We start from the raw sequence: 19,718 nt of genomic DNA on the forward strand, positions 1-19,718 counted from the left end.
GTTGGGCTGCTGGTTCTGGTGTGGGGAATTCTTGTTCGATGAGGTATTGCGGATGTGGGACCGAGGTGGTGGAGCCGAATGCGGGAATGACCGGCTCTGGCGTGGCTGCGGGTGCCGGCGCGGGGGCGTCGAAATCGAGCACGTAGTCCAGCCGCGGTACCGATCCCGATACCGCCGGATATTGCGGGCTCATGGTGGGCTGCTCCCCGTCCGGAGCCTGTTCCGGAACGGTCGAGTACCCACCGGACAGGGTCGGCCGGGCGGCGTCCGGCGTCTGGTCCACGGCACCATGAGGTCTTGCGGCCAACGTGGGCGGATCGAGATCGGGTTCTGCGTCGAAGAATCGCCATCCGAGGCGGCTTTTCTCCGGGTTCATAACCGTTTGTATGAATTGCTGCCCTGGCGCAGCCGGTTGCGGCTCGGGTGAGATCCACGTTTCGATGGCGGACAGGGCGGTTTCGAATTCCTCCGCGCTGTCGTAGCGGTGCGCCGGGTTCTGCGACAGTGCCTTGTCCAGAGCGGCCTGCAGTTCCGCCGGGACGACGTCGGCGGCGACGGGTGGCGCGGGTTCGCCCAGCGCGCGTTCGCGATAGGCGAAGAAATCCAGCTCGGTTTCACCCGGCCGGGCGAACGGCGGATGCCCTGCAAGCAATGTCCACAATGTCGAGGCGAGGCCGTAGACATCGGACGCCTCGGAGCGTCGCCCGCCGAGGAGCACCTCCGGCGCCGAGTGGTACGGCGTCGACATGCCGAGTGTGCCGGTGAGATCGTCCGGCGGACGTGAGATCGGAAAGTCGGTCAGCGCCGGGCCGGTCTGCGTCTGGAGGACATTGCTCGGCGTCACGGACCCGTGCAGCATTCCCTCGGCATGCGCCGCCGCCAGCGCCGAAGCGATCGCGACGCCCGTCTCGACGACCCTGGCCACCGGCAGGGACCCCCGGGCGGCGAGAATGTCGGCGTACGACCCGCCCTGGCAGTACTGCATCGCCACGCACGGACGGCCGGTCGTGGTGACGCCCGTCGTGAGAATGCTCACGATGTGCGGATGCGCCGACAGCCTGAGCATGGTGGCCAGGTCCTCGCCGTCGGACGGCGCCGCGACCGGCTCCTTGAGCCTCAGCACCTTCAGCGCGACCGGCGCGTTGGTGCCGTCCTGCAATGCGTGATAAATGACAGCGCCCTTGTTCCGATGACTCACCGACAACGAGTGATAACCGGTAACGAGACGGGCGACGGATTCATCGCCTTTCATCGTCGACATATCGGGCTCCTGCCATAACGGTGAGGCATCGGTGCGGCCGGTGCTTCACGGGCACGTTCAATCACGAGCAAGCCGTGCGTCCGCCGGGGATCTGGGATCCGGAAGACGCCCACCCTCCGTCGATGAGCCGGATGGGCTCCATCGTCGGATGGATGCGTCTTCTGGATGGGTCGACTGGCCACCCCTTCGCCGGCGACTCGACCCGGATCCGCGGCACTTCAAGTATGGCGGTCAGACCATCGGTTTTCCAGTCGGGCAGAACACGCATCCGGCCGGACCGCGCTGAATCATTCTGCCGCTGTCGGCGCTTTGGCCGGCGGCGCCCGTGGAACCTCGCGAGCGGTGCGGAACCCCTCCGATCTCATCGCCCCGGGGGTACATCTACGTACCGAACGTCGACTGACGAAGGCGGCGCGTTGTACGTTTCGAAGAGATCTCGAACCGCTTCCTGGCCCTCCCGTTCGAGATACGAGCCGTCCGCCCGGCCGAAAGGGCAGGAGGTGAGCCGTACCCGGAGGTCGGGCCGGATGGGCCACCCATCCGTCGGCTGGATTCTCGACAATTATCCATGGTATGGGTTCCGGCGTTGGAAGCCTCGGCCGTTCGGCTCCGCGGGCCGCCGGCCGTGCCCGCGTACAGAGGCGCCTCGGCCTTTCTTCCGGCCATGATGATATGCTGGCCTTCGATGTGCTGAGCCTCTCGGATATGAACCCGAAAGCTACTTTATTTTAGCTATTCGAGGCGATCATATAGCGCCGTATCCGAGCGCTGTCGGGTGAATCCGGGCCGGGCGAATATCCGGCCGGAGGCGATCGGCAGGGGGCCGAGGGCGGCCCGCCGCGACGGGGCCGAGATGCGAGTCGATCGATCGATCACTAACGTTGCGGCTGACATGCCAGATCTGAGCTTCATCGCCGTGGCCGGGTTCGCCGCCATCATCGGTGCGATCGTGCAGGGCAGCGTCGGACTCGGCCTCGGGCTGGTGGCCGCGCCGGTCGTGACGTTGCTGTTCCCCTCTCTCATGCCCGGGTCGGTGCTCGTCGCCGCCAGCGTGCTCCCGCTCTTCACGCTGGTCCGTGAGGTCCGTTTCGCGGACTGGCGCGGGCTCCGCTGGGCGTTCGGCGGCCGGCTGGCCGGGACCCCGCTCGGTGTCTGGGTCGTGGCGGTGCTGCCGTCCCGCCTCCTCGGGATCGTGGTCGGCGGCATGGTGCTGGCCGCGGTCGGGATCACGGCGCTGCCCCGCCTCGTGCCGCGCAGCCCCCGGACGCTGGTGGCGGCCGGCGTGTTCTCCGGCGCCACCGGCACCGCCACCTCAATCGGCGGGCCGCCGCTCGCTCTTCTCTACCAGCGCGAGGAGGGCCCGAGGATCCGGGCGACCCTCGCCGTCTTCTTCACCATCGGAGCGCTGATCTCGCTGCTTACGCTGGCCGCCGCCGACCAGTTGCCGGTACGGCAGGTCACGGCCGGGCTGGCGCTCACCCCGTTCGCCGCGGCGGGGTTCCTGCTCTCCAGGCCGCTGCGCCGGGTCCTGGACAACGGCCGCATGCGGGCCGGCGTCCTGCTCGTCACGGCGGCCTCGGCCACCGTGCTCATCCTCCGGAGCCTCGGCTGACATGGAACCGCGCCCCGGCTCCAAGCCGACCGCAGACCAGGTGAGGGACGCCCGAGGCCGTGCCATCGGTGACGTGCTGCCGCCCGCCGGAACGTCGCTGCGGGTGCTGTTCTGCGGCATCAACCCGGGTCTGTACTCCGGTGCGACGGGCCATCATTTCGCTCGCCCCGGCAACCGCTTCTGGCCGGCTTTGCACCGGTCCGGCTTCACCGACCGGCTGCTGGCACCGTACGAGCAGGAACTGCTGCCCTCGTACGGCCTCGGCATCACCAACCTGGTCGACCGCGCCACCGCCCGCGCCGACGAGCTCAGCGGCGAGGAGCTGCGCGAAGGAGGAGAGCGGCTCCGCACCCTCGTCGAGCGGCACCGGCCGCGCTATGTCGGGATCGCGGGGGTGACCGCCTACCGGGCCGCGTTCGGGCGGCCCCGCGCGGCCATCGGCCCGCAGCCGGAAGGGTTCGGAGCGGCCGGGCTGTGGGTGCTGCCGAATCCCAGCGGGCTCAACGCGAGCTGGACCCTGGACCGGATCGCCGCCGAGTTCGCGCGCCTTCGCGCCGCGGTCAGCGGTTGAGCCCGGCGGTCTCGAGCATGGTCTCGACGTCGGCGACCAGAGCGGACGGTGGCTGCCAGAGACCGGGCCGGCCGAGTGCGACGACGGGCCGGGGCAGGGCGTGCACGTTCGACAGCCGCCAGTGGTAGGCGCCGGGTTCGGCCCAGGCGCCGCAGGAGCACCGGACATCACCGTCCCCGCCGCCGTCCGCGCCGCCGATTTCGGCGCCCCCGTTCCCGGCGCTTCGGCCCGCGGCGCCCCGGGCCATACCGCGGACGGAGGCCGTGCAGACGTCGTCGAGCTCGGCGAGCGCGATGGCGGCGCCGAGCGTGGCGAGCGGGTCCCCGGGGTCCCATCCCGCGGTGTGCATGAGCGGTGAGTCACCGGCTTTCAGATCGACCCGCATGGAGGCATGGATGAGGAGCGGGCCTCGGTAGACGGTGGGCAGGCTCTGGTTGGAGAGCGTCTTGTGTCCCCGCGCGATGGCCCATGCCCACGGCTGCCGAACACTGATCGCCTGCAACGAAGTACCTCCCGTGTGCTCACCTGACACCCATCTTTACCGGGGTAACGGCTGGTGATGTGCCCGATTTAGAAGGATTTATGGCTTAGTAGAGACGTGATTCCGTTCGCACTCCCGGCTGGCCCCCGTTGACCAGTGGCTTCGACCGTCGGATGTGCTGAGACGCAATCTTCTGGCCCCATCAATGGGACGCTCGGCAATGCCATCCGGTTGTCCTGCGGCCGGTATTCCGGTCAACCCTTGAGCGCGCCCGCCAGCAGCCCGCGCATGAAGAACCGGCCGAGCAGAAGATAGACGACGAGCGTCGGCAGTGATGCCAGCAGCGCCGACGCCATCTGCTGGCTGTACTGCACGGCGACCGCACCCGACCCGGCGGTGTTGTTCAGCATGACCGTCACCGGCCAGCTCTTCGGCGCGCCGAGGAAGACCGCGAACAGGAAGTCGTTCCACAGCGAGGTGAACTGCCAGATGAGCGTCACCGCGAAGGCCGGCCCCGACACGGGGAGCACGATCGAACGGTAGGTCCGCAGCATCCCCGCCCCGTCCACCCGGGCCGCCTCGATCAGCTCCGTTGGAATCGTGACGTAGTAGTTGCGGAAGATGAGCGTGCAGATCGGGATGCCGTACACCACGTGCGCGAGCACCAGTCCGCTGATGCTGCCCACCAGTTCCATGCGGGTCAGCAGTCCGGCCAGCGGGATCATCACCGCCTGGTACGGGATGAACATCCCGAACAGGAACAGCGTGAAGACGGCGTCCGCCCCCGGAAAACGCCACTTCGCGAGCACGAAGCCGTTCAGCGACCCGAGTATCGCCGAGATCAGCGAACCTGTCACCGCGATCTTGAAGCTGTTCACCAGCCCGGGCTTGAGCGCCGTCCACGCGGCCTGCCACCCCTCGAAGCTCCAGTTCTTCGGCAGGCTCCACGCCGTGCTCGGGTCGGCCTCGCTGAGTGACTTGAAACTCGTGACGACCAGCACGTACACCGGCATCAGGAAGACCATCGCGATGGCCAGCAGGATCACCAGCTTGGCCGTCCGCAGCGCCTGTCCCCGGTGTACGGGGGAGAGCGCGATCACCGGCGGTCCGCGCGTACGGACCAGACGAGGTAGGGGATCACCAGCACGGCGACCGCCAGCAGCAGGTAGGTCGCGATGGTCGCGCCGTTGGCGGGGTCATGCCGGTCGAACACCTCCACGTACGTGGCGATGGCGGGAACATAGGTGATGATCTGCTTGCCCGCGATCGCCATGATGAGGTCGAACACCTTGAGCGAGATGTGGCCGAGGATGATCAGTGCCGAGAGCGTCACCGGCCGGAGCTGAGGGAAGACGATGTGGCGGTAGACCTGCCACTCGGAGCAGCCGTCCACCCGGGCCGCCTCGCGCAGGTCCTCGGGGACGCCACGGAAGCCGGCGAGATACAACGCCATGACATATCCCGACATCTGCCAGATCGCCGGGATCGCCATCGCGGCCATGCCCCACCGCGGGTTCTGCCACCAGTCGTTCGCCACGAAGCCGAGCCCGAGCTTGTCCAGCAGCTGGTTGAACCCCACGGCGCGCTCGTGCGGCGCGGGGTTCATCAGCCAGCGCCAGACGACGCCGCTCGCGATGAACGACACCGCCATCGGGAACAGGTAGATCGCGCGGAAGCCGCCCTCCCACCTGATCCCCTTGTCCATGAGGAAGGCCAGGAACCAGCCGAGCAGCAGCGCGCCGCCGACGAAGACCGCGGTGAACAGCAGCGCGTGCCGCACCGCTCCGGGCCAGCTGGGCTGGCTCCACAGGTCGACGAAGTTCTCGCCCTTGTCGAAGCGGTACGGGGAGATCTCGTCGTGCCGGCCGCTCACCGCGACCCGGGTGTTCCAGAAGATCAGCCCGTACACGAACACGCCGATCGCGACGATCGACGGCGAGACCAGCAGCAGGCCGGGCAGCCACTGGGGCATCCGGCGTGTTCTGGTCATCCGGCGAGTTTCGGGCACCCGGCCGGGCGCGGACGCGGGTGGGGCGGAGCGTCATTGGCTGTCGTTCTTGGCCGCCGTCACCAGGGCGCTCTGCAGCTTGGCCACGTCCTTGTTCTGCAGGAACAGGCCCACCGCGGTGTCGATGTCGGTGTGCAGCTTGTTGTTCGCGGTCACGCCGTGCCAGAACGACCCGGCCAGCTTGGTCGACGGGGACTGCCACTGCTCCAGTGCCCACGCCAGGTAGCCGGTGTAGAGCGCCTTGTCGCCGTCCTTGCGGGCCGGGATGGAACCCTTCTTCGGGTTGAAGAGGTCCTGGCCCTCCTTGCTGGCGGCCTCCTTCAGCCACGCGGTGGCGCCCTCCTTGTGCGGGGCCCCCTTCGGCAGGGTGAAGCTGTCCGACAGCCACATGTAGGTGCCTTCGGTGCCCGGCGACGCGGCCCACTTGAAGTCGGTGTCGGCCTTCTTGCCGAGTCCGTTCGGCGCGGAGCCGACGAAGTAGCCGTAGGCCCAGTCGCCCATGATGTTGAAGGCGGCCTTGCCGTCGACGACGGCCTTCGCCGCGCCCTGCCAGTCCGTGGAGGCGGCCTCGAAGGTCGTGTACTTCAGGATCTCGGCGAAGTCCTGCAGCGCCTTGGTGACCTGTGGACTGCTCCAGTCGGCGCCCGGCTTCCACAGCGCGTTGTAGCCGTCGGTCCCGAGATCGCCCAGCAGTACGTTCTCGAGCAGGTGGTCGGAGGTCCACTGGGCGCCGAGCGACAGCGGCACCTTCTTCGTCTTGTCCTTCACCGCCTTGAGCGCCGTGATGAACTCGGCGATCGACTTCGGCGCGCCCGAGACGCCGGCCTCCTTGAGCACCGAGGGGCTGTACCACAGGACGTTGGAGCGATGGATGTTCACCGGCACCGAGTAGATGTGGCCCTGGTAGCTGATCTGGTCCAGCAGCTGCTGCGGGTAGACCTGGCGCAGGCCGTTCTGGTCGTAGAACGAGTCGAGCGGCTCGATCTGCCCGGCCTTGATGTAGTCGAGCAGTTCGGCGCCCGCGTGCCCCTGGAAGGAGTCGGGCGGCTGCCGGTTCTGCAGCCGGCTGGCCAGCACCGCCTTGGCCTGGGTGCCCGAGCCGCCGGCGATGGCGGCGTTGTCGAACTTGATGCCGGGGTTCTTCTTCTCGAAGTCGGCCTTCATCGCCGCGAGCCCGTCGGCCTCACCTGGCCCGGTCCACCAGGAGAAGACCTCCACCTTGGTGTCGGGCTTGCCGCCGCCACTGTCGTCGCCTCCGCCGCAGCCGGTCGCCACCAACAGACTGCTCAGCGCGACCGCGGCGAACGCGGTCCACCGTCCTCGCATCGGCATGTCCCTTCGGGTTTCTCGCCGTCCCCCGATGCCCCGGCCGAACGGAAAGGGCGTTCCCGGCGCGTGTCCACAAACAAGCGTCTGCTTGGACAGCGTCCAAAGCAAGGTTCGTTACGCTCCCGTGATCATTTACCGGGCGGTCCGAAAGGCGACGGGGAGGGGATCACCAGGAGAGGGCGGGAGGCAGCAACGACACCGGGGCGCCGGGCCAGTCGGCGGGAGTGCCGAGCGAGGTGAGCTGCGCGACCTGGAGGCGGTACCAGGCCGAGGCCTCGGGCCGCCCGGCGAGATCGAGGCACTCGTCCCAGGTCCGCCACTCGGCGGCCGCCACCTCGCTGGGATTCGGCCGCAGCGCGCCCGCCTCCGCGGGGCCGACCCGCACCCGTACGACCGGGCACCGCTCGAACTCCGTCACGCCGTTGTCCATCTCGGCGCGGTAGGAGAACTCCGGCAGGAGCAGCGTGAAACCCTCCGCGCCCGGCCACACCCCGAGCTCGTCGCCGAGCCGGCGCAGCACGGCGTCCCGCAGCCCCTCGCCGGGTGCGGGATGCCCGCAGCAGCTGTTGGTCCACACCGAGGGGAACGTCGCCTTGTCGTGGGCGCGCTGAGTGATCAGCACCCGCCCGGCGTCGTCCACCAGATAGCAGGAGAACGCCAGGTGGTACGGGGTGGCGCGGTGGTGGCTGGCCGCCTTCGGGGCCGTGCCGATGGCCGCGCCCGCCTCGTCCAGGAGCACGATCTCCTCATCGCTCATGTCTCCGTACTACCCCCTCGCCGTTATGTCCGGATCCCGTGGGAAGATCCTTACAGATCCGAGACCGGCGCGGCGGAGCCGGCAACCACCATTAAACTCAGGACGTCCAATAGTCAGAGCCGAGGTCGTCTCTGATCCGAGGAGCGCATGTGAGCCTGCTGACGTCGATTCGAAGGCCGGAAGACCTTAAGCGACTGGACCAGGCGCAGTTGTCCCAGCTCGCCGGGGAGATCAGGGATTTCCTGGTCGACGCCGTGTCCAAGACGGGGGGACACCTCGGGCCCAACCTCGGGGCCGTGGAGCTGACCATCGCGCTTCACCGGGTGTTCGACTCTCCGCACGACAAGATCCTCTTCGACACCGGCCACCAGGCCTACGTGCACAAGCTGCTCACCGGCCGGCACGAGGGGTTCGACCGGCTCCGCCAGCGCGGCGGTCTGTCGGGCTATCCGAGCCAGGCCGAGTCCGAGCACGACATCATCGAGAACTCGCACGCCTCCACCGCGCTGTCGTACGCCGACGGGCTGGCAAAGGCCTACGAGCTGCGCGGCGAGTCCGACCGCACGGTCGTGGCCGTGGTCGGTGACGGCGCACTCACCGGCGGCATGTGCTGGGAGGCGCTGAACAACATCGCGGCCGGCCGGGACCGGCCGGTCATCGTCATCGTCAACGACAACGGCCGGTCGTACTCCCCGACGATCGGCGGGCTGGCCAGCCACCTCGCCGACCTGCGGGTCACCCAGGGGTACGAGCACGCGCTCGACCTCATCAAGAAGACGGTGCCGCGGGCGCCGGTCGTCGGCAACCTCGCCTATGAGGCGCTGCACGGCATCAAGAAGGGGCTCAAGGACGTCCTGCAGCCGCAGGCGATGTTCGAGGACCTCGGCCTGAAGTACGTCGGCCCGATCGACGGTCACGACGAGGACGCCGTCGAGCACGCGCTGCGCAAGGCGCGCCGGTTCGGCGGCCCGGTGATCGTGCACTGCATCACCCGTAAGGGCTTCGGCTACGCGCCCGCCGAGAACGACGAAGAGGACTGCATGCACGGCGGCGGGGCCTTCGACCCCGCCACGGGCAAGCAGCTGCCCAAGGGCGGCCCGGGCTGGACCAAGGTCTTCGGCCAGGAGATGGTCGAGATCGGCGCCGAGCGGCCGGACGTCGTCGCGATCACCGCGGCGATGTTGCACCCGGTCGGGCTCGGCGGCTTCGCCGACGCCTATCCGGAGCGGACCTACGACGTCGGCATCGCCGAGCAGCACGCCGTGACCTCCGCCGCCGGCCTGGCCATCGGCGGCCTGCACCCCGTGGTCGCCCTCTACGCCACCTTCCTCAACCGGGCCTTCGACCAGATGCTCATGGACGTGGCCCTGCACAAGCAGGCGGTGACGTTCGTGCTCGACCGGGCCGGCGTCACCGGCGACGACGGCGCCAGCCACAACGGCATGTGGGACCTGTCGATCCTCCAGTTGGTGCCCGGCATGCGCATCGCGGTGCCGAGGGACGGCGCCCGGCTACGGGAGCTGCTGCGCGAGTGCGTCGCCGTGACCGACGGCCCGACCGCCCTCCGCTTTCCCAAGGGTCCCGTCGCCGACGACCTCGACGCGATCGACTCACTCGGCGGGATGGACGTGCTGGCCCGCCACACCGGCTCCAACGGCGCGAGCGTCCTCGTCGTCGCCGCCGGCTCGATGGCCGGTCCCGCCGTCGAGGTGGGGGAGCGGCTGTCCGCGCACGGCATCGGCGTCACGGTGGTCGACCCGCGGTGGGTCAAGCCGCTCGACCCGGCGCTGGTCGCGGCGGCGGGCGAGCACAGCCTCGTCGCCGTCGTCGAGGACAACGGCCGGGTCGGCGCGGTCGGTGACGCGGTCGCGCGGTTGCTCCGCGACGCGGGCGTCGACACGCCGGTGCGCACCTTCGGCATCCCGCAGGAGTTCCTCGACCACGCCAAGCGCGCCGAGATCCTCGCCGACATCGGGCTCACGCCGCAGGCGCTGGCCCGCGACATCACCGCGGCGGTGGCCCGCGTCACGCACGTCACCGAACTGCAGCAGATCCCCACCGACTGAGGCGAGGCGGCCGGGCGCGGCCGGGCGGAAGCGAGCCCGGCCCGTCGGCGCCGCCGGTCAGAGCCGTGCGCCGGCGCCGCCGATCGGCGCGGCCCGCCGAAGGCGCGTGCGGGTAAGTGGGGTCGGTCAGGCGCGGTCAGACACCGTCCGCGGAGAAGAGCTCCCAGTAGTGCGTGATCGACGCGGTGGCGGTGCCGAGGTCACGGCCGACGTAGGTCCACCGTCCGCGCAGCCGCCAAGGCCGGCCGCTGCCGTCCTGGACGAACACCTGGAGCAGGAAGCCGGCGTCGTGGTCGCGGATCATGCCGCGTGAGTCCACCGACGCCTTGAGGTCGGGCCGGGACTCGCAGTGCACGCCCATCACCGAGGTGCCTGCGTCCTGACGCCGCAGACCCTGGGTGAGGTCGCGCACAAGAACGGCGACGTAGTCCTGGCCCAGCCACCTGAGCTGCGGTAGCTGCCTGGGCGTGGGGAATCCGGCCACCTCGGGAGCGTCGGGCACAAGCGCACGGTAGCGCCCGTGTCATGCCCGCGTCACCTTTTCCAGTACGCCCAATCCGCTCGGCAAGGCCTTTGGCGGCATTCGCCCGACAGGTCGTACGAAACGAGCGTCAGGGTCATATGAGCGTCCCGCGATCGACGGAGAATCTTCTCCGCAAAGCGCGACATCGCGGGCGTCACCCAACGGATACCCGGGAAACGTGACTCACCGCCCGCGGCGTGGCCGACCACGGGCCGTCCGGGTACCGCTCCTCCACCGGCCGTGGGCGAGACGTGGCGGAACCGGCACCAGGTCAACCGCCGTTGTCAGGACGGCCGTCCTCGGAGGTGCCTCAGGGGCGGCAGGCGTCCCGCATGGCCGCCCAGCGCCCGAGCTTGACGCGCTCGCCGCGGTCCAGCGACCGGGCCAGCGCGATCTCGGCGGCATCCAGGTTCAGCCAGTCGGCGTAGGTGATCGCCGGGACGCCGCGCGCCTCGATCAGCGACTCGATGCGCTGCTGCGGCCGGGTGTGCTCGAGCCCGCCGAGATCGGCGAGCAGGGCCCGCACGGTCTCGGCCGCGTCGGACTTGTTGGTGCCGACGACCCCGGTGGGTCCCCGCTTGATCCAGCCGGCGACGTACTCCCGCGGCACCACCCGGCCACCCGCACCGAGGATCCGGCCGGCCTCGTTGGGGACGACGTGCGAGCGCTCGTCGAAGGGCACCCCGTCCAGGGGCACGCTCTGATAGCCCACCGACCGGAGCACCATGCCGACCGGCAGCGTCTCGTACTCACCGGTGCCGGTCACCCGGCCCGCCTCGGTCAGGTGGGTCCGTTCCAGGCGCAGGCCCTCCACCTGATCGGTGCCGAGGATCTCCACGGGCGCGCGCCAGAAGCGCAGGTCGATGCGGCGCGGCCGGTCGCCCGGCGGCGACTCCATCCACGCGCGCATCGCCTTCATGTTGCCGCGTACCAGCCGGTCCGACTCGGCCAGCGCCGCACTGGCCCCGGTGGGGTCGGACGCGGCGAGGTCGAGGTCCTCGGGGCTCACGTGGATGGCGGCGTGCGGCAGCTCGCCGAGCTCCCGCGCCTCCTTGGTGGTGAACTTCGCCTGCGCCGGGCCGCGCCGGCCGATCATGTGGATCCGCCGCACCTCGCTCGCCGAGAGCGCGTCGAGCACGTCCTGCGGTACGTCGGTGTCGCGCAGCTCCTCGGCGGTCTTGGCCAGAATCCGGACGACGTCGACGGCGACGTTGCCGACGCCGATGACCGCGACCTCCCCGGCCGTCAGGTCGAACCGGTGATCGGCGGCGTCGGGGTGGCCGCAGTACCAGTTGACGAAGTCGGTGGCGGCGATGCTGCCGGGCAGGTTCTCGCCGGGGATGCCGAGGTGCCGGTCGACCATCGCGCCGGTCGAGTAGACGACCGCGTCGTAGCACGCGAGCAGATCCGCGCGGGTGAGGTCGCGGCCGAGCTCGACGCAGCCGAAGAAGCGCACCGCCGGATTCTCGAGCACACCCTGCAGATAGCGCGCGATCGACTTGATGGACTTGTGGTCGGGCGCGACGCCGTACCTGACCAGGCCGTACGGGGTCGGAAGCCGGTCGAAGACGTCGACCCGCACCTGTTCGCCCGCCTGTTTGACCAGGGCCTCGGCCGTGTAGATCCCGGCCGGCCCGGAGCCGATGACCGCCACACGCAAAGGAGTTTGGTCCGCCACACCTCGCATTGTGCCCATAGGACGGCCGATCACCTACTAGCAGGGGCCGCCGAAATCCGGCGCGGCGGCCTGTCGTCATTGGTCGATCTTGACCTCGTCCCGCGTGGCGAGCCGGCTGTGGCTACGGCCGTACAGGAAGTAGACCATGCAGCCGAGAGCCATCCAGGCGAAGAACCGCAGCCAGGTCTCCACCGGCAGGTTCAGCATCACGAACAGGCACGCGAGCACCGAGAGCGCGGGCAGCACCGGCACGAAGGGGGCGCGGAACGACCGGGGCAGATCCGGCCGGGTACGCCGCAGGATCACCACGCCGATCGACACCACGATGAACGCGAAGAGGGTGCCGATGTTGACCAGTTCCGCGAGGGCCGACAGCGGGATCAGGCCCGCCAGGACCGCGACGACGGCGCCCATGATGATGGTGGCGCGGTAGGGGGTGCCGAAGCGGGGGTGCACCGCGGCCAGCCACGAGGGAAGCAGCCCGTCGCGGCTCATGGCGAAGAACACCCGGCTCTGGCCGAGCAGCAGGATCAGCACGACCGTGGTCAGCCCGGCCAGCGCCCCGACGCTGATGATCGTGGCGAAGCCCGGATGCCCGACGGCCTTGAACGCCTCGGCCAGCGGCGCCTCGATGTTCAGCTTCCGGTAGTCGACCATGCCGACGACGACCAGCGAGACCGCGATGTAGAGCACGGTGCAGATCGTCAGGGAGGCGATGATGGCGAGGGGCAGGTCGCGCTGCGGGCGCTTGGCCTCCTCGGCCGCGGTGGCGACGACGTCGAAGCCGATGAAGGCGAAGAACACGATCGCGACCGCGGCGAACACCCCGAACCATCCGAAGCTGACCGGGGCGATGCCGAACAGTTCCTGGATGAGCGGAGCCTTCAGGCCTTCGACCGAGGGCGTCGAATGGGACTCGGGGATGAACGGGGTGTAGTTGGCGGCCTTGATGAAGAAGAGCCCGGCGACGATGACGAGCAGGATGACGGCGATCTTGATCGTCACGACCACGGCGTTGAGCCGGGACGACACCTTGACGCCGATGACCAGCAGCGTGGTCACCGCCACGACGATCAGTACGGCCGGAATGTTGAAGTTGGCGTGCTCTCCCGCTATCGAGTGGGGCAGATGGATGCCCATGCTGTCGAGCAGCGACTTGGCGTAGCCCGACCAGCCCACCGCGACCACCGCCGCGCCGAGCGCCAGCTCCAGGATGAGGTCCCAGCCGATGATCCAGGCCGGGAACTCGCCGAGCGTCGCGAACGAGAACGTGTAGGCGGAGCCGGCGACCGGCACCGTGGAGGCGAACTCCGCGTAGCAGAGGGCGGCGAGCCCGCACACGATCCCGGCGAGGACGAACGAGAGGGCCACGGCCGGTCCGGCCTTCTCCCGGGCGACCTCACCGGTGAGCACGAAGATCCCGGTGCCGATGATGACCCCGACCCCGAAGACGGTGAGGTCGAACGCCGATAGGTCCTTACGCAGCCGGTGTGCCGGATCCTCGGTGTCCTTGATGGACCGCTCGATCGGCATCGTCCGGAACAGACTCATCGGGCGCCTCCTTACGAGGGGTGTGCGTGTCGCCATCGGTACGTTCGGTGAGCATTCGGATGCTCCCCAATTCACGGCGAAAGTCACCTTCCCGGCCTCTATTCGCGCCGATGGGCACGCGGCGGCGGACGCCGGACATGCGCACGCCGCCGCGAGATCCCTGTTCAGGGACGTCGCGGCGGCGTGACGGAGCGCGGCGGCGTTACGGCAGTGACGCGACGCCCGGCTGGAGGAATCGTCCGCCGGCGACCTTCTCGGCGACGCCGGTACGGTCCAGATACGGCGTGACGCCTCCGAGGTGGAACGGCCAGCCGGCCCCGAGGATCATGCAGAGGTCGATGTCCTCGGGGGCCGCGACCACGCCCTCGTCGAGCATGATGCGGATCTCCTGGGCCACCGCCTCGACGGCCCGCTGCCGGACCTCCTCCTCGGTGGAGGGCCGGTCGCCGCCGGCGAACAGCTCGGCGGCCTCGGGGTCGATCGAGAAGTCGGGCGCGTACACGCCGGACCGTCCGGAGGCGACGAACTCCCGCAGCCGCCCGGACACCTGGTAACGGTCGGGGAACGCCTCGTGCAGCGTCTCGGCGACATGCAGCGCGACCGCCGGGCCGACCAGCTGCAGGAGCAGGAACGGCGACATCGGCAGGCCCAGCGGTGCCACCGAGCGGTCGGCGACCTCGAGCGGCGTGCCCTCGTCCACCGCGGTGAGGATCTCGCCGAGGAAGCGGGTGAGCAGCCGGTTCACCACGAACGCGGGCGCGTCCTTGACGAGCACGCAGGACTTCTTCAGCTGCTTGCCGACCGCGAACGCGGTGGCCAGCGTCGTCTCGTCGGTCCGCTCGCCACGCACGATCTCCAGGAGCGGCAGCACCGCGACCGGGTTGAAGAAGTGGAAGCCCACCACCCGCTCGGGGTGCCTCAGCCGTGAGGCCATCTCGGTGACCGACAGCGAGGAGGTGTTGGTGGCCAGCACGCAGTCGGGCCGCACCACGGCTTCGACCTCGGCGAACACCTTCTGCTTGACCGACATCTCCTCGAAGACGGCCTCGATGACGAAGTCGGCGTCGGCGAAGGCCTCCTTGCCCAGCGACCCGGAGATCAGCGACTTCAGCCGGCCCGCCTTGTCGGCGGAGACACGGCCCTTCGCGAGCAGCTTCTCGATCTCGCCGTGGGCGTACGCGACGCCCTTGTCGAGCCGCCCCTGGTCGAGGTCGGTCATGACGACGGGCACTTCGAGCCGGCGGGCGAACAGCAGCGCGAGCTGGCCGGCCATGAGCCCGGCGCCCACGACGCCGACCTTGGTGACCGGCCGGGCCAGGTTCTTGTCGGGTGCCCCGGCGGGCCGCTTGGCGCGCTTCTGGGTGAGGTCGAACGAGTAGAGGCCGGCGCGCAGCTCGTCGCTCATGATGAGGTCGGCGAGGGCGTCGTCCTCGGCGGCGAAGCCCTCGTCACGGCTCGCGGTCTTGGCCGCGGCCACGAGGTCGAGCGCACGGTACGGCGCCGGAGCGCCGCCGTGCAGCTTGCCCTCGACCGCGAACCGGGCGCCCGCCACGGCCTGGTCCCAGGCGTCGCCCCGGTCCACCTCGGGGCGCGGGGCGGTCACGTCGCCGGTGAGCACCCGGGCGGCCCACAGCAGCGACTCCTCCAGGAAGTCGGCCGGCTCGAACATGGCGTCGGCGATGCCGAGCTCGAACGCCTGCGGGCCCCTGAGCATCTTGTTCTGGGCGAGCGGGTTGTCGATGATGACCTTGAGCGCCTTCTCGGCGCCGATCAGGTTCGGCAGCAGGTAGGTGCCTCCCCAGCCGGGCACGAGCCCGAGGAAGCACTCGGGCAGCGCCACCGCCGGCACGCCCGAGGAGATGGTGCGGTAGGCGCAGTGCAGCGCGATCTCGACGCCGCCGCCCATCGCCGCGCCGTTGACGAAGGCGAACGACGGCACCGGCAGCTCGCCGAGGCGCCGGAACACCTCGTGGCCGAGCCGGCCGATGAGCGCCGCCTGCTCGCGGTCGGTGATGGCCGGTACGCCCTTGAGGTCGGCGCCGACCGCGAAGATGAACGGCTTGCCCGTCACGGCGACGGCGGCGAGGTCGCCGCGGGCCGCCACCTGGTCGAGCGCGTCGTTCAGCTCGAGCAGCCCGCGCGGCCCGAAGGTGTTCGGCTTGGTGTGGTCGAAGCCGTTGTCCAGGGTGATCAGCGCGGCGGTGCCGGCGCCGAGGGGCAGCTCGACGTCGCGCACGCGCACGTGCGTGACGACCTCATCGGCGTTCAGCTCTCCGCTCGCCAGCAGTGACCGCCAGGTCTCGACCGTGCTCACGCCGCCCCCTCGTAGTTGACGTTCTCCCAGAGAACGGTCCCGCCCATGCCCATGCCGACGCACATCGTGGTGAGGCCGTAGCGGACCTCCGGGCGCTCTCCGAACAGCCGCGAGAGCTGGTTCATGAGGCGGACGCCCGACGAGGCCAGCGGGTGGCCGACGGCGATGGCGCCGCCCCACGGGTTGACCCGGGGGTCGGTGTCGGTGATCTTGAAGTGCTCCAGGAAGGCGAGCACCTGCACGGCGAAGGCCTCGTTGATCTCGATGAGGCCGATGTCGTCCATGGTCAGCGAGTTGCGGGCGAGCAGCTTCTCGGTGGCCGGCACCGGCCCGACGCCCATGACCTCGGGCTCGACTCCGGCGAAGGAGAAGTCCACCAGCCGCATGCGGGCGGTCAGGCCGAGTTCGGCGGCGACGTCCTCGGCGACGAGCAGGCAGGCGGTGGCGCCGTCGTTCAGGCCCGCCGCGTTGCCGGCGGTGACGTTGCCGTGCACGCGGAACGGGGTCTTCAGGGTGGCGAGGCCCTCCAGCGTGGTGCCGGGGCGCGGCGGCTCGTCGGCCGTGGCGTACCCGTAGCCCTTCTCGGCCGAGCGCACCGCGGTCGGCACCAGATCAGGCTGGATCTTTCCGGCCGCGCGGGCCGCCGCGTACTTCTCCTGGCTGCGCACGGCGTAGGCGTCCGCGCGCTCCTTGGTGATCTCCGGGAAGCGGTCGTGCAGGTTCTCGGCCGTCATGCCCATCACGAGGGCCGACGGGTCGACCAGCTTCTCGGCGAGGAACCGCGGGTTGGGGTCGACCCCCTCGCCCATCGGATGGCGGCCCATGTGCTCCACGCCGCCGGCGATGACGACGTCGTACGCGCCGAACGCGATGCCCGAGGCGGTCGTGGTGACCGCCGTCATGGCGCCCGCGCACATGCGGTCGACGGCGAAACCGGGAACGCTCTTCGGCAGCCCGGCGAGCACGGCGGCGGAGCGCCCGATGGTCAGGCCCTGGTCGCCGGTCTGCGTGGTGGCGGCGACCGACACCTCGTCGACCCGCTCCGGCGGCAGGCCGGGGTTGCGGCGCATCAGTTCCCGGATCGCGCGGACGACGAGGTCGTCGGCGCGGGTCTCGGCGTACACCCCCTTGGGGCCCGCCTTGCCGAACGGCGTGCGTACGCCGTCGACGAACACGACGTCACGTGCGGTACGAGGCACGGTCAGTTCTCCCTCGATGCTGAGGCTCGACGCGAGCCGATGCCCACAAGCGGATTACTACTCGCTGGTAACACACATGATACTCGTCAGTAACCACTGACCGCCGACGCCGGTCAGCGGTCGGCGGCGGCGAACGCGAGGAAGTTCTCGACCGCCGGTGTCCGCGTGCGGCTCGTCACCCAGGCCAGCCCGACCGTGCGGCTCGCCGCGGTGTCGCCGAGGACGAGGTGCCGTACGCCCTCGCCCTGCGGCGGCGGCGGCACGATGGCCACGCCGAGGCCGGCCCCCACCAGCCCGCACACGGTGGAGATCTCCTCGCCCTCGAAGGCGATCTCGGGCCGCAGCCCGGCCTGCCGGGTCAGCTCGTCGGTGATCGCGCGCAGGCCGTACCCGGGCCGCATGGCGATGAACGGCTCGCCCGCCGCGTCGGCCAGCCTGGCCCGGCGGCGCCGTGCGAGCCGGTGACCCGCCGGGACGGCCAGCAGGAGCCGCTCGACGACCAGCGGGCGCCACGAGAAGACGGGGTCGTCCGGGCGCGGGCTGACGATGGCCAGATCGGCCTCGCCGGTCCGGAGGGCCGCCGTCATCCGGGCGGAGCTGTCCTGCAGCAGCCGGAACGTCACGCGCGGGTACCGCTCCCGGTACCGGCGGATCAGGTCCGGCACCAGTGAGGCGCCCTGGGTGTGCAGGAAGCCCAGCCGGATCTCGCCCTGCCCCGGATCGGCGGCCTGCGCCAGTGCGCGCCGGGCCGCGTCGTCCTCGGCGACCAGCCGGCGCGCGTGCTCGCGGAACACCTCGCCGTAGCGGCTCAGCCGGACGTTGCGCCCCTCGCGGTCGAAGAGCGCGGCACCGAGCTCACGCTCCAGGCGCGCGACCGCCCGCGACAGCCCGGGCTGCGAGACCCGCAGCTCGGCCGCCGCCCGGGTGACGTGCCCGTGCTCGGCCACGGCGAGGAACCAGCGCACCGTGGTCAGGTCCACGACCCTGATGATAAATGCTCATCACGCATCGATTTGAGGACGAAGCCTCATTGGACGCATCGATGGTCACCGGGCAGCCTGGTGCGGGGAGAGGAGCCGCCAGATGATCTTGGCGCGGAGCCTGGTGCGGGCCCGCCCGGCGACGACCCCGGCGGAGGACCGGCACGATCATGGATCGCCGGGACTGCGCCGCGTGAACCTCGCGCTCTTCGCCGCAGGGCTCACCACGTTCATGTCGCTGTACTCCACCCAGGCGCTGCTGCCGGTGCTGTCGCAGGCGTTCGCGGTGTCGCCCACCGCCGCCAGCCTGCTGGTGTCGCTGTCCACCGGCACGCTCGCGCTGGCGGTGGTGCCGGTCAGCGCGCTGTCGGAGCGATACGGCCGTACGCGCGTCATGACCTGGTGCGCGCTCGCCGCCGCCCTGCTGGGCCTGCTCATGCCGGTCGCGCCGACTTTCGCGGCGCTCGCCGTCCTGCGGGCGACGCAGGGCGTCGCGCTCGCGGGGGTGCCGGCCGTGGCCATGGCCTATCTCGCCGACGAGGTGCACCGCGACGCGCTCGGCGGCGCGATGGGCCTCTACATCGCGGGCAACACCGTCGGCGGGCTCCTCGGGCGGCTCGTCCCCGGCCTGGTCACCGACGTCGCGGGATGGCGGTGGGGGCTCGGCGTCACCGCGCTGGTCGCGCTCGCGTTCACGCTGGCCTTCTGGGCGCTGCTGCCCCGCTCCCGTTTCTTCCGCCCGGCCCGGGTCGACCACCATGCCGTCGCGGCCCACCTGCGCGACCCCGGCCTGCGCCGGCTCTATACCACCGGCCTGTTGCTGATGGCCGGTTTCGGCTCCGTCTACAACTTCCTCGGCTACCGGCTGCTCGCCGCGCCGTTCCACCTGCCGCAGGCGGTGGTCGGGCTGATGTTCCTGATGTACCTCGGCGGCACCTGGAGCTCGACGGCGGCGGGGCGGCTCGCCGACCGGGCCGGCCGGCGGGCCGTCCTTGCCTGCGCCCTCGTGACCATGACCGCCGGGCTCCTGCTCACGCTGCCCGCCTCGGTGCCGGCGGTCGGGGCCGGCCTGCTCGTCTTCACCGCCGGTTTCTTCGCCGCGCACTCGGTGGCGAGCGGCTGGGCCGGGCTGCGCGCGAGCACCGCCCGGGCGCAGGCGGCGGGGCTGTACCTGTTCGCCTACTACCTCGGCGGCAGCGCCGGAGGGTCGGCCGGCGGCCTCGCGTTCGAGCATGGCGGCTGGCCGGGCGTCGTCGCGTACGTCCTGATCCTCACGGCGCTCGCCGCGCTCGCCGCCACCACGATCGGTACCCGCGCGCGGCGGGGAGGCATCGCGGTTCGCGGTGAGCATTCCGGTCACTCAGAAGAACAGTGATCGGCCGGGATGG

At 70.4% G+C, this 19,718-nt stretch carries 16 protein-coding genes; 4 read left to right on the forward strand and 12 right to left on the reverse strand.

The annotated features are described in order from the left end of the window. Positions 1–1,261, reverse strand: a 1,261-nt coding sequence (locus HKK72_RS14950) for a serine/threonine-protein kinase (protein ID WP_187234963.1), incomplete at its 3' end; no start/stop codon positions are given. 892 nt (positions 1,262–2,153) lie between these two features. On the opposite strand from HKK72_RS14950, the gene HKK72_RS14955 reads away from it, so the two are divergent. Both HKK72_RS14955 and mug read left to right on the forward strand, forming a co-directional pair. Continuing rightward, positions 2,154–2,873, forward strand: a complete 720-nt coding sequence (locus HKK72_RS14955) for a sulfite exporter TauE/SafE family protein (protein WP_187234964.1) — start codon at positions 2,154–2,156, stop codon at positions 2,871–2,873. A gap of 1 nt (position 2,874) precedes the next feature. After that, a complete protein-coding gene (gene mug, locus HKK72_RS14960) occupies positions 2,875–3,444 on the forward strand; it encodes a G/U mismatch-specific DNA glycosylase (protein ID WP_187234965.1) in 570 nt (189 codons plus the stop codon). Here the strand turns inward: mug and HKK72_RS14965 are convergent. The 5 genes from HKK72_RS14965 to idi all read right to left on the reverse strand — a co-directional run bounded on the left by HKK72_RS14965 (position 3,434) and on the right by idi (position 8,019). After that, positions 3,434–3,946, reverse strand: a complete 513-nt coding sequence (locus tag HKK72_RS14965) for a hypothetical protein (protein WP_187234966.1) — start codon at positions 3,944–3,946, stop codon at positions 3,434–3,436. The two genes, mug and HKK72_RS14965, sit on opposite strands and share 11 nt — an antisense overlap. Positions 3,947–4,179: 233 nt before the next feature. Beyond that, on the reverse strand, positions 4,180–4,950 hold the full coding sequence (locus HKK72_RS14970; RefSeq protein WP_187234999.1) for a carbohydrate ABC transporter permease: 771 nt from the start codon (positions 4,948–4,950) through the stop codon (positions 4,180–4,182). Between the two features lie 71 nt (positions 4,951–5,021). Next, on the reverse strand, positions 5,022–5,915 hold the full coding sequence (locus tag HKK72_RS14975) for a carbohydrate ABC transporter permease (RefSeq protein ID WP_187234967.1): 894 nt from the start codon (positions 5,913–5,915) through the stop codon (positions 5,022–5,024). A gap of 51 nt (positions 5,916–5,966) precedes the next feature. Beyond that, positions 5,967–7,259 carry an ABC transporter substrate-binding protein gene (locus HKK72_RS14980; protein WP_187234968.1) on the reverse strand — a complete coding sequence of 431 codons (1,293 nt, stop codon included), beginning with the start codon at positions 7,257–7,259 and terminating at the stop codon, positions 5,967–5,969. Between the two features lie 169 nt (positions 7,260–7,428). After that, entirely contained in the window at positions 7,429–8,019 is a 591-nt protein-coding gene (idi, locus tag HKK72_RS14985) for an isopentenyl-diphosphate Delta-isomerase (protein ID WP_187234969.1), read from the reverse strand. A 149-nt stretch (positions 8,020–8,168) separates the two neighbouring features. On the opposite strand from idi, the gene dxs reads away from it, so the two are divergent. After that, positions 8,169–10,085: a 1-deoxy-D-xylulose-5-phosphate synthase gene (gene dxs / locus HKK72_RS14990; protein ID WP_187234970.1), complete on the forward strand. Its 1,917-nt coding sequence runs from the start codon at positions 8,169–8,171 to the stop codon at positions 10,083–10,085. Between the two features lie 136 nt (positions 10,086–10,221). On the opposite strand, the gene HKK72_RS14995 is transcribed toward dxs, so the two are convergent. The 6 genes from HKK72_RS14995 to HKK72_RS15020 all read right to left on the reverse strand — a co-directional run bounded on the left by HKK72_RS14995 (position 10,222) and on the right by HKK72_RS15020 (position 18,330). Next, positions 10,222–10,587, reverse strand: coding sequence for a hypothetical protein (locus HKK72_RS14995; RefSeq protein ID WP_187234971.1), 366 nt, complete (start codon positions 10,585–10,587; stop codon positions 10,222–10,224). Positions 10,588–10,918: 331 nt separating this feature from the next. After that, positions 10,919–12,286, reverse strand: coding sequence for an FAD-dependent oxidoreductase (locus HKK72_RS15000; RefSeq protein WP_410050304.1), 1,368 nt, complete (start codon positions 12,284–12,286; stop codon positions 10,919–10,921). Between the two features lie 75 nt (positions 12,287–12,361). Next, entirely contained in the window at positions 12,362–13,837 is a 1,476-nt protein-coding gene (locus HKK72_RS15005; RefSeq protein WP_187234973.1) for an amino acid permease, read from the reverse strand. A 202-nt stretch (positions 13,838–14,039) separates the two neighbouring features. Beyond that, the gene (locus tag HKK72_RS15010; RefSeq protein WP_187234974.1) at positions 14,040–16,151 is read right to left on the reverse strand and encodes a 3-hydroxyacyl-CoA dehydrogenase NAD-binding domain-containing protein; all 2,112 of its coding nucleotides are present in this window, start codon (positions 16,149–16,151) and stop codon (positions 14,040–14,042) included. Then, positions 16,148–17,350, reverse strand: coding sequence for a thiolase family protein (locus HKK72_RS15015; RefSeq protein ID WP_187234975.1), 1,203 nt, complete (start codon positions 17,348–17,350; stop codon positions 16,148–16,150). Before HKK72_RS15015 ends, HKK72_RS15010 begins: the two co-directional genes overlap by 4 nt. Before the next feature lie 113 nt (positions 17,351–17,463). After that, complete coding sequence (locus HKK72_RS15020; protein WP_187234976.1) at positions 17,464–18,330, reverse strand: LysR family transcriptional regulator; 867 nt, start codon at positions 18,328–18,330, stop codon at positions 17,464–17,466. A 103-nt stretch (positions 18,331–18,433) separates the two neighbouring features. Between HKK72_RS15020 and HKK72_RS15025 the strand changes: the two genes are divergently transcribed. After that, a complete protein-coding gene (locus HKK72_RS15025; RefSeq protein ID WP_187234977.1) occupies positions 18,434–19,705 on the forward strand; it encodes an MFS transporter in 1,272 nt (423 codons plus the stop codon). Positions 19,706–19,718: the final 13 nt, after the last annotated feature.

The sequence above is a fragment of the Actinomadura sp. HBU206391 genome (assembly GCF_014323665.1).
Classification (GTDB): Bacteria; Actinomycetota; Actinomycetes; order Streptosporangiales; family Streptosporangiaceae; genus Actinomadura_C.

Coding starts and splice junctions, on each gene's coding strand:
- HKK72_RS14980 (WP_187234968.1), bottom strand. CDS start 7,259: ATGCGAGGACGGTGGACCGCGTTCGCCGCGGTCGCGCTGAGCAGTCTG.
- HKK72_RS14975 (WP_187234967.1), bottom strand. CDS start 5,915: ATGACCAGAACACGCCGGATGCCCCAGTGGCTGCCCGGCCTGCTGCTG.
- idi (WP_187234969.1), bottom strand. CDS start 8,019: ATGAGCGATGAGGAGATCGTGCTCCTGGACGAGGCGGGCGCGGCCATC.
- HKK72_RS14970 (WP_187234999.1), bottom strand. CDS start 4,950: ATGGTCTTCCTGATGCCGGTGTACGTGCTGGTCGTCACGAGTTTCAAG.
- HKK72_RS15025 (WP_187234977.1), top strand. CDS start 18,434: ATGATCTTGGCGCGGAGCCTGGTGCGGGCCCGCCCGGCGACGACCCCG.
- HKK72_RS14955 (WP_187234964.1), top strand. CDS start 2,154: ATGCCAGATCTGAGCTTCATCGCCGTGGCCGGGTTCGCCGCCATCATC.
- mug (WP_187234965.1), top strand. CDS start 2,875: ATGGAACCGCGCCCCGGCTCCAAGCCGACCGCAGACCAGGTGAGGGAC.
- HKK72_RS15005 (WP_187234973.1), bottom strand. CDS start 13,837: ATGAGTCTGTTCCGGACGATGCCGATCGAGCGGTCCATCAAGGACACC.